13 protein-coding genes are annotated in these 15,055 nt (G+C 26.9%); 3 read left to right on the forward strand and 10 right to left on the reverse strand.

The window, feature by feature from the left end; translation table 4 throughout:
- Window positions 1-3 precede the first annotated feature (3 nt).
- The 10 genes from MPUT_RS03090 to tsaD form a co-directional block, all read right to left on the reverse strand.
- Window positions 4-906, reverse strand: coding sequence for a pseudouridine synthase (locus MPUT_RS03090; protein ID WP_014035323.1), 903 nt, complete (start codon window positions 904-906; stop codon window positions 4-6).
- Window positions 907-912: 6 nt separating this feature from the next.
- Window positions 913-1,899, reverse strand: a complete 987-nt coding sequence (locus MPUT_RS03095) for a CPBP family intramembrane glutamic endopeptidase (RefSeq protein ID WP_014035324.1) — start codon at window positions 1,897-1,899, stop codon at window positions 913-915.
- Window positions 1,900-1,950: 51 nt separating this feature from the next.
- Window positions 1,951-2,220, reverse strand: a complete 270-nt coding sequence (locus MPUT_RS03100; protein ID WP_014035325.1) for an HPr family phosphocarrier protein — start codon at window positions 2,218-2,220, stop codon at window positions 1,951-1,953.
- A 67-nt stretch (window positions 2,221-2,287) separates the two neighbouring features.
- Entirely contained in the window at window positions 2,288-4,468 is a 2,181-nt protein-coding gene (locus MPUT_RS03105; RefSeq protein ID WP_014035326.1) for an ATP-dependent helicase, read from the reverse strand.
- Window positions 4,458-5,294, reverse strand: a complete 837-nt coding sequence (locus MPUT_RS03110; RefSeq protein ID WP_014035327.1) for an RDD family protein — start codon at window positions 5,292-5,294, stop codon at window positions 4,458-4,460. The genes MPUT_RS03105 and MPUT_RS03110 overlap by 11 nt, the downstream gene beginning before the upstream one ends.
- Before the next feature lie 12 nt (window positions 5,295-5,306).
- Entirely contained in the window at window positions 5,307-6,263 is a 957-nt protein-coding gene (locus MPUT_RS03115) for a glycosyltransferase (RefSeq protein WP_014035328.1), read from the reverse strand.
- Window positions 6,264-6,387: 124 nt separating this feature from the next.
- Window positions 6,388-7,752, reverse strand: a complete 1,365-nt coding sequence (gene asnS / locus MPUT_RS03120) for an asparagine--tRNA ligase (RefSeq protein WP_014035329.1) — start codon at window positions 7,750-7,752, stop codon at window positions 6,388-6,390.
- A 5-nt stretch (window positions 7,753-7,757) separates the two neighbouring features.
- Window positions 7,758-8,603 (reverse strand): Cof-type HAD-IIB family hydrolase, encoded by an 846-nt coding sequence (locus MPUT_RS03125; protein WP_014035330.1) that lies wholly within the window; start codon window positions 8,601-8,603, stop codon window positions 7,758-7,760.
- Between the two features lie 22 nt (window positions 8,604-8,625).
- Window positions 8,626-9,756 carry an alpha/beta hydrolase gene (locus MPUT_RS03130; RefSeq protein ID WP_014035331.1) on the reverse strand — a complete coding sequence of 377 codons (1,131 nt, stop codon included), beginning with the start codon at window positions 9,754-9,756 and terminating at the stop codon, window positions 8,626-8,628.
- A 57-nt stretch (window positions 9,757-9,813) separates the two neighbouring features.
- Window positions 9,814-10,764: a tRNA (adenosine(37)-N6)-threonylcarbamoyltransferase complex transferase subunit TsaD gene (gene tsaD / locus MPUT_RS03135; RefSeq protein WP_014035332.1), complete on the reverse strand. Its 951-nt coding sequence runs from the start codon at window positions 10,762-10,764 to the stop codon at window positions 9,814-9,816.
- Between the two features lie 237 nt (window positions 10,765-11,001).
- Here tsaD and MPUT_RS03140 point away from each other — a divergent pair, with 237 nt between their 5' ends.
- From MPUT_RS03140 to pepF, 3 genes are all read left to right on the forward strand, one after another.
- Window positions 11,002-12,363 carry a M17 family metallopeptidase gene (locus MPUT_RS03140; protein WP_014035333.1) on the forward strand — a complete coding sequence of 454 codons (1,362 nt, stop codon included), beginning with the start codon at window positions 11,002-11,004 and terminating at the stop codon, window positions 12,361-12,363.
- A 138-nt stretch (window positions 12,364-12,501) separates the two neighbouring features.
- Entirely contained in the window at window positions 12,502-13,188 is a 687-nt protein-coding gene (locus MPUT_RS03145) for a hypothetical protein (RefSeq protein ID WP_014035334.1), read from the forward strand.
- Window positions 13,189-14,982, forward strand: a complete 1,794-nt coding sequence (gene pepF, locus MPUT_RS03150) for an oligoendopeptidase F (RefSeq protein WP_014035335.1) — start codon at window positions 13,189-13,191, stop codon at window positions 14,980-14,982. It begins immediately after the preceding gene.
- Window positions 14,983-15,055: the final 73 nt, after the last annotated feature.

Genomic DNA, 15,055 nt, shown 5'->3' on the forward strand with positions numbered 1-15,055 from the left:
TTGTTATTTAGCTCATTGTGGTATTAGTTCAACTGTTTTTTTGTTTAAATAATCTAAAGGTTTTTCTAGATTATCAAAAACTAGTTTACTTGCTGATAAATAAATAATCTTTTGATCATTAATTTTTTTACCACCATATCTAAAATCATTTAAAATTGGATTTTTCAAATAACTCAAGCTCGCTCTGATTTGATGCTTACGTCCTGTTATTAATTTTACTAAAATTAAATTGTTTTTAATTAGATTAAACTCTGTTTTACAATTCTTATAACTAGGCAATTCTCGATTTGAAAAAATTGCTTTTTGGATTGTAGAGTCATATCTAATCCAGCCTGTTAAACTAAGTTTTGCATCTAAAGTTCAAGCATCAGAAACTAAAGCATAATAATATTTTTCAATTTGATCTTTATTTTTTATAGCATTAGTTAAAATGTCCATACTTGTTTTATTTTTAGCATAAATCACAAGTCCTGAAGTTAGTTTATCTAAGCGATGAATATGAGAAATCACAAAAGAATTTTCTTTTTTAGGATGATATTCTTTTTTATCAACTAAATAAGATTTCACCATATCATCTAAACAAGGATTATAAGTTGAATGCATTTCTAAATTCGCAGGTTTATTAACAATGACTAAGTTTTGATCTTCATAACATATCTCAAGTTTAACATCTTTTAAATAGTTGAAATTATCTCTTAAAACTGGTTTATTTGAATCGTAAACTTCAACAATATCGTTTTCTTTTAAAAGGTAATTGTGATTTTTAATTCTTTTAGAATTAATTTTGACATCACCTTTTCTTAATCATTTATAAATCACTGAAATTGGAGTATTTGAAAAAGATTTTTTTAAGAATTTAAATATTGATTGATGATGATCATTTTTATTAATCTTAAACTTTGTCATAGCATTTTATTTAAAAGCGTCTTTTGAAGCTAACACAATTATTAGAATAATTGTGTTATACAAAGTGTGAACTAATCAAGAATAAGTGATATTTCCCCTAGTTATATCAAACACTACAGCTAGAATTAATCCACCAATAACATATGATCCAATATTGGCAATATCTCCTGATCCAATATGCATGATTCCAAAAAATAATGCTGAAGTAATAATTGATAATCATCTTGATGAAACTGTTGTAAAAATTGCTTGTCTTGCGATAAGTTCTTCAAGTAAAGGACCAATAATTATAGTTAGTACAATTAAAACAAAAATATAAGCTATTCTAGTTTTTGGATCTTTTAAAGGTTCAACCAACGCTTGTTGGTTTTGCGATTCACCCAAACCTAGTTTGGCTGCAATAATTCCATATAAAACTGATGCTATTAAAAACATTAACAAAGTAAAAATGCTAACTACTAATAGTACACGTAATTTATCTTCTTTTAAAGTTGCAATCATCTTTGCTTTCAAATCAGTTATTTTTTTAAAAGCAAAGATCATTAATAAAACTTCACCAAGAATCTGAAATAATGTTAGAATAATTGCTCCTCAACCAATTGGTTTAGATGTAGTTTTATCAAGTAATCCAGGAACAACTGTTATAAAGACTATTCCAGCAATACTACTGATAAATAGTATTAGTGGAAAAAGAAATAGAATGATTGCTCCCGAACTCACAAAATTAGTTGGTCTTAATCTTCAAAAAATAATTCCCCCAATAGTTGAAAAAATTAGTGTCAATATATTGATGATTAAACCCATTTTGTCCGAATCTAAATTAAGACTTTTTTTGAAAATATTTAAAAATATAATCGAAATTAGTGGCAATACCACTAGTGAAAATAAAACTAAAACTCCCTCAACTTTAGGATTGAACGTATGGAAATTAAATTGATATTTCTCATCAACTTTGGTTGGTTTTAATTGAAATCTATCTGTTTTATTTTGCATTTTTTTACCTCTTATTAAAATAAAAGAAAACAACCGGTTGGTTGTTTTTAATTACCTTTCAATTAAACCAGATTCAACCATAGCTTTTTTAATAGCCTCAATAGCATTATCAGCATCAGAACCATCAGCTTGGATAGTTACTTCTGTTCCTGTTTTAATAGCCATTGCCATTACGTTCATAATTGATTTTAAATTCCCTTTTTTCTCACCAGCAATAATTGTAATTTCTGAACTGAATTTTGACGCTTCTTTTGCTATTACAGAAGCTGGTCTTGCGTGTAAACCAACTTTATCTGTAATAACGGCTGTGAATGTTGCCATTATTTGATTTCCTCCCAAATAGTTAATAATACTATTATTATACCTTCTAAAAAAGTTTTCAAAAAATTTAATTATCTCTTTTACTTAGAGCCGGATTATCTGCTCTAATCATCATGATTCCGTGATTTTTATTCTCAAAAGCGATCTCTAAATGTAGACCTGTTGCTTTTAAAACCATACCATTTCCAAACAAAATATGGTTAATCATATCTCCGGGTTGAAAATCAACAAATTGCTGAGGATTGATTGTTGGTGAAATTTTTTTAGATATTTGTCTAGGTTGCTGATAATCTAAAGAATTGATAAATTTAGATTCAAACTGATAATCTGTTTTATCTAGATCAAAAATAAACTTACTTGGTAGTAGTTCAGATTTCATAATATAAGAATATTCACCTTTGATATAACTAAGGTACAACTGTTCTTTAGCTCTGGTTAAAGCCACATAAAAAGTTCGTCTTTCTTCTTCAATTTCTGCTTGAATATTAACAGATGATTTGGAAGGAAAAATTCCTTGATTAACTCCAACAATAAAAACAACTTTATTTTCTAATCCCTTAGCTGCATGAACAGTTAGTAATAAGACTTTATCAGAATAAGTTTGTTCATCAGCATCACCTGTAAGTGATTCTTCTTGTAAAAATGCAATTAATTTATTTTCTTCTAAATAATATTGACTATTAAAATCATTATCAAAGTTTTTTAATTGATCATAAAAAGCATTAATGTTTGCTAAATTTTCATCATCTTTTGTGATTTTTAACTTTTCTTCATAACCTGTATTTACTAATAAATATCTTAAAATATTTTCAACTGAATCGTTGTTTAAAAACATTTGATGTGCGGTTTTTAAAACTTCAGATAAATCATCTAATTGTTTGGTAATTGAATAAATCAAAGTTTTATCATCACTAACTAGTAAATCAAAAATAGTAAGTTTTTCTTGTTCAGATAAATCAGTAATCTTTTTAATAGTGACTGATCCAATCTTAGGAATTAAGCCTAAAACTCTTTCACTTGCAATGCTATCTTTTATAGAAATCATTTTTAAAAAAGCCATTGCATCTTTAATTACTTTTCGTTCTCTAAACTTAATTCCACCAATTAATTGAAAAGGAATTTTTTGATTAAATAACTCTTTTTCAAATTCCTGAGATCAAGCATTAATTCGGTGTAGAATAAAAAAATCTTTATATTGATAGCCTTGTTTGACTAGTTGTTTAATTTGACTAGCAACATATCTAGCTTCATCTTGTCGAGAATCACATTCTTTTACAATTGCTTTTTTACCACTATTATTGTTAGTAAAAACTACTTTTTGTTCACGATTTTTATTTTTGTTAATTAAACCGTTTGAAATGTTAACTATTTGTTGAGTAGAACGATAATTTTGATTTAAAAAGATACTAACAGCATTTGGATAAACTTTCGAAAAATTAAGAATAATATCAACTTTAGCACCACGCCAAGAATAAATAGTTTGATCAGGGTCTCCAACTACAGTTAGATGATTAGTATCTTTAGTTAAAAACTTGATTAAAGCAAACTGAATCTCATTAGTATCTTGAAATTCATCAACCATTACATAATCATAAGCTTGTTTTCATTTAACTAACACTTCAGGATTTGTATCAAATAACTTATAAACATAAATTTGTAAATCATCAAAATCTAATGAGTTTGACTCTTTTAATTTTTGATCATATAGTTTATAGATCACAGCATAGTATCTTTCAATGGTATTTAAAGCATCTTTTAGTGCTTCATCTGAAGAATACAAATTTTCTTTTCATTGTTTAATTTTGTAAAGAATTTGTTTATCAAAAATTCTTTTTTGCTCTTCAGTTAAAATAATATTTGATTCTCTAACACATCTTTTAATAATTGTTTTTTGATCATCTGAATCAATAATAGAAAAGTTTTTTTCTAAACCAATTTTTGATCCATCACTTCTTAAAACTCGACAACATCATGAGTGAAAAGTTGAAATAAACACCGATTTTGAATCATCACCAACAATTTCTAAAACCCTAGATTTCATTTCTTTGGCAGCTTTATTTGTAAAAGTAACTGCTAAAATCCTAGAAGGTTTGATTTTTAGATTTTCAATTAGATAAGCCACTTTAGCAGTAATGACTCTGGTTTTACCACTACCTGCAGCAGCAATAATTCTAACTGGTTTGTCAGTAGTTACTACCGCTACTAGTTGCTGGGGATTTAATGAATCTAAAATTTTGTTAATGCTCATCTTTTTTCTCACTTTCAATTTGTTTGATAGGTTCTTTGCTATCTAGTTTTAGTTGATCAATTGGTTTTTTTCTTTTTAAGTTAATTGATTTTTGATATTCATATTTTTCTTGATTTTTAATTTGATCAATAAATTCTAGGTCAAAATTACCAGGTTGTTGAGTTAAGCTAATGTGTTGATCATCTCTTAAAAGTTTTTGGTTCAAATCATTTTTCGAACTTTTCTGAGCTGGTTTAGTTTCAACAACAACTAGTTTTAATTTTATATCAATACTTGCTTGGTGCAATTTATGAAATTTAACTGATATCAAAATAACAACTCATCACAATAAAACAATAATTAAACCTATTTGATAAATCAAGACTGAAAATGAGATTCAAATTTTATTTTTTTCTGAAAATTGACTAGGCAGTAGCCAAGCTAATAAAATAGAACAAACTACACCAATTAATCATGGAATAAAGATAAAAACAGCTTCTCTTAAAAATAAATCTTTAAAAGTAATTTTGTGCTTTTTTAAACTAATTAATTGAATTTTAAATAACCTTTTTCCTAGACTTTGAGCTTTTAATAACCAACAAAACACCACAAAATAAACAAACATTCAAACTCCAACAATTAGATATCTAACTATTAGTAAAACCAAATCTCCAGGTTGGAGTTTTCATAATAGACTAATTAAAATCATTGGCATTGAAGCTATTAGTAAATCAAAAAGTCTAGCAAAAAGTATTTTTCATACACTAGCTAAACAATACTGATTATCTTTTAGATTTTGATTGCTTTCAGAATAATTGATAATTGCATAAGTAGTTTTATTTTGCATAGACATCTTTAATTATTTAATTTTTTTTAATTCTGAATTTATATAGTTATTAAATTCATTCATTCTTTGAGTAAAATCAGGATCTTTATTTTCTAAAAAGGTTTTATTTTGCTTGATAAATTTATCAAGTTTATTAGTAACTTTTTCTTGTGATTGGTTGAGAGCTTTTTTATATAAAGTTGGGTTATTAAATAGTTTAACTAAATCTAAAAAGTTATAACAAAGTTCATAATAATACGCATAATTTAACTGATCACTTAATTGCTTGTATCGTCCAATTTTTCTAAAATAATTCATAATATGAGGTCACTGATTAATAATATCAAGTGCTGAATATTTCATAACTGAAACAAGATGATCACTTAGCACTTGATCAGTTGCATAAAAAGTTTTTGCATAAGATAAAAATTCAAAAGTAAATAAGCTATCAAAACGAACTTTTCTTCTAAAATAAATGTTATTTTTTTTAATAACTTCTAAGTTGAAAGCCTTAGAATAAATAAGTCTTCTAACATAAGCAAAAGGATCATAACTTTTTTCAAGATTGTAAAGTTGATTTTTATCTAAACAAACGTTTTTTGAAACATTTGTAAGTAAACCTGTGTATTTCGAATCAAATTGAATTAGATCAGGATTTTTTTGTTGGACAATTCTATTTATTTGTTCAACAAAATCTGGTTTTAAAAGATCTCCTTCTTTAACAAAAACTAGATATTTATTATTAGCAATATCGATTGCAAGATTTCATTCTTGACTAGTTTCTTGTGAACGGTTATTTTCACTAATAATAATGTTTTTATTGTTATCAAATAAATTATCTAAATATTGTTTTATTTGATCAGTAGTTGTCTTAGAATCAATTATTAAAATAATTTCAAAAGCGTTATTAGTTTGATTAAGTATAGAATTTATTGTTGATTCTAATCTGTCTAATCGAGATTGTGGACTTATAACAAATGAGATTAACATTGTATATCACTCCAGCTTTCTTATATCAATATCTATATTTTACACTATTAGTAGTTTTAATATATTAGTTTAATTTGCAGTCAACAAAATAAAAAAAGTTTGCCTTTGCAAACTAGTAATATCATTAAAATAATAAGTTTTTTGGCGTTCTTGGAAATGCAATAACATCTCTAATATTTGAAGCACCAGTAACATACATGATCAATCTTTCAAATCCTAAACCAAATCCTGCAGATTTATAATATCCATATTGTCTTAGATTGTTATATCAATCTAACTGATCAACATCAATTTTCATTTCTTTACATCTTGAAATTAGTTTTTGATAATCATCTTCACGTTGACTTCCACCAACCAATTCTCCAATTCCTGGAACTAGTAAATCAACTGCTGCAACTGTTTTTTGATCAGGATTTTGCTTCATATAAAACGCTTTGATTTCTTTTGGATAATTTGTTACAAATGTTGGAGCTTTATTAACTTGTTCACAAATATATCTTTCGTGTTCAGTACCTAAATCTAGTCCAAATTCAATCTCAGATACTTCAAACTTATGACCGTTTTTAACAGCTTGTTTTAAGATTTCAATTGCTTGAGTGTAAGTTGTAATTTTAAATTCAGAATTTCTAACGCTATTTAATTTATCGATTAATCCTTTTTCTAAGTTTTGATCACAAAATTCTAATTCTTGGTAGTTTTTTTCAAAAATGTAGTTAATGACATACTTAACCATTTCTTGAATTAAATTAATGTTATCTTGTAGATCAGCAAATGCTACTTCAGGTTCAATCATTCAAAACTCTGCAGCGTGTTTTGCAGTATTTGAATTTTCAGCTCTAAAAGTTGGACCAAAAGTATAGACGTTTTTAAAAGCTTGAGCAAAAGCTTCAGCGTGTAATTGACCCGAAACTGTTAAACTAGCTCTTTTTGCAAAAAAGTCTTGTGCATAATCGCCATCTTGACGAGTTGTTACTAAAAACGCTTCTCCGGCTCCTTCGGCATCATTTCCAGTGATAATTGGAGAATGTACATAAACAAAGTTTTTATCTTGGAAGAATTTATGAATTGCATAAGCCGCAGTTGAACGAATTCTAAAAATTGAATTAAATGTTTTGGTTTTAGCTCTTAAATGTGCGATTTCACGTAAAAATTCAGCTGAGTGCTCTTTTTTTTGTAGTGGGTAATCTTCAATTGCTTGATCTAATAATTCAATTTCAGTTGCTTGAATTTCAAATGGTTGAGGTTTATCTGGTGTTAAAACTAATTTTCCTTTAACTTCTACAATAGAACTAACTCTTGCTTGTTGAGCATCAGCAAATCCTTTGGTTTCTGTTTTATAAACAACTTGAATATCTGATAAAGTAGTTCCATCAGTCAGTACCATAAATGAAACTGCTTTTCCTTGTCTGTTTGATCTAATTCTTGCAATCACTGAAACTTGGGTGTCAGCTAGTTGATTTTGTTGATCAATTAATTGTTTAATTTCCATAACTTTTAGTCCTCCAGAATATGTTTTTTGATAAATTTACCTACTCCTGCATCAACATTGCTTTCAGTAGTATACTTAGCTATTTTTTTAATTTTATCAACTGCATTGCCAACTGCAACAGAATTGCTAATTTCTTTAAACATTGACATATCGTTCATATTATCACCAAAAACGATGATATCTTCAGGATCAATTTCTAAAATTTCTGCCATTTTTTTAATAGCTATTCCTTTAGTTGCACTGATATTAGTGAATTCATAAATTGGCATACTTTCAATATTATTTTTCATAATTGTTAAGTGTTTGTCCATACTTTCTTGATAAAATCACTCTTCAAATTCTTGTTGTTGGTTTTCTGGAACGAATGTCATTAATTGCACAACATCTTTAAATTCAAATTCAGAATCTGTTGAACAAACTATTTTATTAAATCTATCAAATCAATTTCTTTGATTCATTGATTCAACTACAAACGGAATTTGGTTTCAATAAACATCGGCAATACTTGCTGTAAACACAACTACACAAATCTTCATTTCAGTTAGTTTTTTAACCATTTTATAAACTATGTGACTAGTGATATTATTAACATAAATTGGTTTGAATTCAGAGATTTTAGAAATCATAGCTCCGTTTGATAAAACAGCTAAATCTAAATGTTTTTCGATTTCGAATAATTCAGCTCTAGGTTTTGCTGATTTATAACCTTGACCTGTTGCTATAGTGACATAAACTCCCTTTTGATTAGCTAGTTGAAAGACTTTTTGATCAAAATCGTTTGCTAGTTTACCATGTTGTAAAACCGTTCCGTCTAAATCAGTTACGATTAATTTGATATTTTTTAAAGACATCTTATTTGTTCTCCTGATATTTCTAATTCTCTGAAAAATAGAATGTTGAAATTTCTAAACTTTCGTTGAAATTACTATTAATAATAGTATTAGTAATTTTGAGTTTTTCAAATGCACTGTTAGTTGCTTGATCATCTTTAATAATTTTATTTTCAAATTTTAATCATCGATAGATAGTTTGAAAATAATGTTCTTTTAAAGAAGAGCAATGATTACAAAAACTATAAATTAGTAATTCATCATTTTTAATTGTTTTTGAGCGATTAATAAATAATCTAGTAGTATCAGATGAATTAACTAATTTATCATTTGATCCATGAATAAATAAAATTGGTACTTGAGCAGGTTTAACATTTTCTTTTTCATATTTATCAAAAATGTTCATTTCTCTTCAATCATATAAAGTTATTTTTTCTTGAGATTTTAAAATTTCAGAAATTTTCTTTTTAGTTAACTTTTTATTAAAGAATTTAAATTTAGAATTTAATAATTTAGATAATAATGTTTCAATTGACCCGTAAGTTGCTTCACAAATTGCAAATTTAACTTTAGTTGCTTTTAAAAATTCTTGCTCAGTAACTGTCAGATAATTAATGACAAAAGCACCCATACTCATACCAATTAGTCCAATCACTTGTGGTTTTTCACTATCAGTTAAATATTTGATTGCTGCTTTTAGATCCTGACTTTCTAATAAGCCCATAGTAATGATTTCAGTATCTTCAGAATCAGCGTGATTTCTAAAATCATAAACTAAAATGTTATATCCAAGCTCAATAAATGGTTTTGCTCAGTATAAACTTCAATACTTATTTCCAGTAAATCAATGTGAAGCGATAATTCATTTTTTAGATTTTGAGTTAGTAATATATTTTAAACCACTAATTTTAACTTTGTCTTTTGTTTCAAATTTAATTGGAGCAAGATTGTCATTAATTTCAAAAGTTAGTTGTGGTTTTTTAAAATAAAATTTCATAATTTTATTCATATTACTGATTTCAGGATTAATATAAATATCTTTTCTATTTTGAGTTCTTTTAAAGAAAATTGAATTTTCTAAAAGCACATAAAAATCAATAAACGATTTATTTAAAAGCCTAAAACTTCTATTACCTGTCTTTTTTAATAAATTCTTTTTTTCTTTATATCTCATATCAACACCTGCTTATACTTATTATTATTGATTTTAAAAACTAAATTTAATTAATAACTACTTATTTAAGAGTTTTTCATATGCTAATTTAGCAATCATAGCTGCATTATCTGTACAATAACTAATTTTAGGAACAAAAGTATTTTTAATATTATGCTTTTTTCCTAGATCTAAAACTATTTTTCTTATTTGACTATTAGCACTAACTCCACCAGCAACTGTTAAAGTTTTTGGTTTAAATTCTAAAATTGCTCTTTCAAGTTTTTTTTCAACAATACTAGTTGCAGCAAATTGAAAACTAGCTGCAAAATCTTTTAAGTTGATAGTTTGATTTTTTTGTTTTAAATTGTGAATTAAATTAATACAGGCAGTTTTTAATCCTGAATATGAAAAATCATATGAGTGATCATTTTTAGCTATTGGAAGTTGATAAGCGTTTTTATTACCTTGTTGAGCTAGTTTATCAATAATAGGTCCACCTGGATAGGCCAATCCTAAAACTCTTGCTACTTTGTCATAACATTCACCAATCGCATCATCAGTTGTTGAGCCAATAACTTGAAAATCATTAGCTGAGTTAACTAACATAATTTGAGTGTGACCACCTGAAACTACCATTGCTAGTACAGGATAAATAAATTCATGATCAATACTTGCTCCATAAATATGACCCTGAATATGATCTAAAGCTAAAATCGGTTTATTAATATATAAACTAATAGTTTCAGCTACTAGTTTTCCAATGATCAAAGATCCAATCAATCCTGGTTTTTCAGTATAAGCAAGATAATCAATTTGTTCAATTTCAAGATTTGCTTGTTTTAAAGCAGCTTGTAAAACTCAATTTAAATTTTGAACGTGCAATCTAGCTGCTAGTTCTGGAACTACTCCACCAAAAACTTGATGGTCTTTAATCTGAGAAGATATTATGTTAGTTAATATTTGGTGATTATCAATTATTGAAACTGAAAATTCATCACAACTTGATTCAATAGCTAAGATTTTCATTTTGACCTTTCTTTTTATTTTAATTAGTTTATGTTACATTTAATTTTAATTATTTTTAATAACTTTTGTTAGCTTTGCTTTTTCAATAAATTATTAGCAAGTTTCTTGTAATTTTGACTATCTTAAACTAGTTTAATTTTGACAATTTATTATTAAAAGCTTTTAAGATTTCATAGCTTCTAAAGTTGTTAAAATGTTATAATAATTTTAATTTTAAAAATACAAGGAGAATTTTATATGATTAAATTCAATGATCAAAATCAAGAACTTACAGTAGTTGGGTTAACAGAACCAAAAGACAAAAAATTTGTTGCTGATGTTGATTGCCAAACCACTTTAATTAGTGAAGATAAAACCATTTATATGGTCATTAAAAAAGATGGTAAAGATCTAATCGCAAAGCTTAGAAAAGCTTTTAAACAATTTGTTAAAGCAAATAAACTATCTGTTAATGTTGATCTTGATTCATTTATTGAAATTGCCGCAGCTGAATGTGGATGTAAAAAGAAAGTTATTTCAGCAATTTATGAAGCAATTTCATTTGAATCATTTGAAAAAGTTACTTACAAAAAAAGTCAAAAATCAGAAAAACCAGTTTATAACTTACTAACAAAAGAAGAAGTTTCATCATTGATTAGTATTGAAGAAATCAAAATGGAATTTGTTAACTATGCAAGAAGTTTACAAGACACTCCACCAAACATTGCAACTAGTGAATACTTAGCTGAAGAAATTGTTAAAAAAGCTAAAGCTATTGAAGGAATAAAAGTTTCGGTTTTAGGTAGAAAAGAAGCTGAAAAATTACAAATGGGATTATTCTTAGGAGTTAATGCCGGATCTCCTTATGAACCCCAAGCAGTTGTTTTAGAATATGTTGGCGATGAATCTCAACCTAAAGTTGCTTTGGTTGGAAAAGGAATTACCTTTGACTCTGGAGGATATAACTTAAAACCATCACAATTTTTAGATGGAATGAAGTTTGATATGTCTGGAGCAGCAATTATGCTTTCAACAGTTATGGCCTTAGCTAAAGCTAAAGCTAAAGTAAATGTAGTTGGAATTGGTATGTTTACTGATAATAGAATTGGACGTTCAGCTACTTTACCAGAATCAGTTTTAACTTCAATGAATGGTTTAACAGTTGAAATTAACAACACTGATGCAGAAGGAAGATTGGTTTTAGCTGATGGAATCACTTATGCAATTCGTGAAAAACAAGCAACTGAAATTTGAGAAGCATCCACACTAACTGGAGCAATCGCAATTGCTTTGGGACCATGAGCTACAGGAGTATTTACTCACAATGATCAAAAATGAGAAATTCTAAAACAAGTATCTGAAAAAACAGGTGAAAGAATGTGAAGAATGCCAATTTTTGATGAACACTTAGAAAAAGTTAAAAAAGATACTATTATGGCTGATTTAACTAACTCATGTAAAGGAAGAGATGCTGGAAGTTCAACTGCTGCTGCCTTTTTAAATGAATTTGCTGAAAATAAACCATTTGTTCACTTTGATATAGCAGCAACTGCTTCAACTCAAGATGGACGCGGTGAAGGTGTTTTAATTAGAACATTATTTGAGATGTTTAATAAGTAGTTAATTTATTTTCAAACTACCTCTTAATTTTTAAGAGGTTTTGTTTTATTACTTGACAAGTAAGTCAAATAAGTAATTATATATAAAATGCTTTTAACTAATTATTAAATTAGATTAAAAAGTGTAAAGGAGAAAATTATGAAATTAACTACATGAACATTTTATAAAGCTGATCATTTTCAATCACTTTCAAAAGACGAAGTACTAACCAGAACAATTCCTGTACTAATTTTAAGACCAGATGCAACACAAGAAAAAACTCTTTTATGTTTAGCTTTAACTCAAAAAATAGTTAATTCTATTATTATTGATTTACAAAACAAGGTTTTTTCTTCTGATGAATTACTAGAAATTTTTAAAGATAATATTGGGTTTACTTCAACTGAGAACTTAACTGAAATTGATGCTAAAGGAATTAATTTATCAACTAGCATTCACCCGGAAAACATTAAAAATTTAGTCCAAACTTATAACTTATTTTTAAATAAACAACCAATTACATTTGATACTAAAGACTATCAAACTATGGATCTAATCAAACAACAAACCGAAATTTTTATTGATGTTGATCTTGAAAATATGCAATTATCTGCACTGCTTCAAACATTAAATATCGGAATGCAAAACTATCGCGAAAGATTAGAACAACTTTCTAAATTAAAAGAAGATGAACTATTAGAAAACAAAGAACAATTATTTAACTTACAAGCTAATTTAATTTCTTTTTTCGACCAAGCAGTTAGAAAAATGGATCAATTTATTTCTCAATTATCAGAACAAAACGCAGAATTGATCAAACAATTAGAAAGCGAGCAGAAAGCTTAAATGAAAAGAAGTCAAGCAACAAATGAATACAAATGAGATTTTTCTCATCTTTATAAAGATCAAAACCAGTGGAAACAAGATCTTGATAGACTAATTAGTTTGTCAAAAGAATATGAAAAATTTAAAGGTAATTTAAATAAAAAAGAAGTCTTTTTTAGAAGTATCGAATTAGATGAAGAGATTGGATTACTTGCTAATAAATTATCAATTTATACAAGAATGGGTGATACTGATCAAACTAATGAAGTTTATAGAACTCTAGAAGGACTTTTAATTAATGCATTACAAGAAATTTACACATTAACTGCTTTTGTTAATCCAGAACTTAAACAAATTGGTCAAGAAACTATTTTTTCATGATTAAAAGAAGATCAGAAATATCAAAAGTACGAATATGGTTTTAAAAAATTCTTTGAACAAGCTAAACATATTCTAGATCAACACGATGAAGAACTACTTTCAAAAGTTTCAAAAAGTTGTGGTGCGATTTCAATGATGTATGATACTTTAGCATATGCTGATAGACAAGATCAAAAAATTAATTACAAAGACCAAGAACAAGTGTTAACTAATTCACTACTAGCTGAAATTAGTCAAGATTCAGATCCGATTAAAGATCAACAGCTAAGACTTGAAGCAACTAAATTATTTAGCAAAAACTTTAGTGATAGAAAACACAGTTTTGCTCAAATTTATGAAGGTATTTTACAAGCTGATTTTGAAAGTGTCAAACTAAGAAATTATCAGTCAAGTTTACAATCTAGTTTAAGTAGTGATTCGGTTGATACTTCAATTTATTTAAAACTATTAGAAGTTGGAAAAAAATACATCAAACCTTTACAAGATTATTTATTACTAATTAAACAAACTTTTAAGTTAGAAAAATTTTACCCATCAGACAGACAACTAAAACTAGTAAAAGACTATAACCGTAGCTTTACAGTTGATCAAGCTAAAGAAATTATTAGAAAAGCTTTAAAAGTTTTAGGTGATCAATATCTAGAAAAATTAGAAATTGCTTGATCAGCTAATCGAATTGATTATTATGAAGATACTAATAAAAGAGATGGAGCATATTCGACTGGTGGACATGGTATCGAACCAATTATTTTAATGAACTGAGATAATAAATTAAGCTCAGTTAATACCTTAGCTCACGAATGTGGACATTCAGTTCACACACTATTTGCTGATGAAAGCCAACCTTATCCATTAAGTGAATATCCAATTATTTTAGCTGAAGTAGCTTCAACAATTAATGAACATTTATTGTTTGATTTTATGTTTAATAATGCGCAAACAAAAGAAGAAAAAATCTATTTATTACAACAAAGACTTTTTGATCTAACTTCAACATTCTATCGTCAAATTCAATTTGCTGACTTTGAATATAGAGCAAGTCAACTAGTTGAAAAACAAATCCCATTCACTGCTGAACTATTAAATAACTTATTTACTGAAGTTCAAAATGATTATGCATATACAGTGTTTGATAAAATTGAACAAGAAGATCAAAAACAAGGATTTGGATGACCAAGAATTAGTCACTTCTTTCACTCACCATTTTATGTTTATAAATATGCAATTGATGTTACAGCAAGCTTTAAATTATATGATGATATTAAAAAAGGAAATATCGATTCAACTCTTAACTTTTTAAAAGCTGGTGGACATAAAGAACCATTAAAAATTATGTTAGATGCTGGTATTGATTTTACAAAAGAAGAAACATACCAACCATTGATTAATGGAATTATCAATTACACTAATCAGTTAAAAGAATTATTAAAATAAAAACTAATTTACACTATAAAAAGGTGTAAATTTTTATTTTTTGATTAAATAAAAAAGACTTATTAAAAAGTCT

Source organism: Mycoplasma putrefaciens KS1, from assembly GCF_000224105.1.
Taxonomy (GTDB): domain Bacteria; phylum Bacillota_I; class Bacilli_A; order Mycoplasmatales; family Mycoplasmataceae; genus Mycoplasma; species Mycoplasma putrefaciens.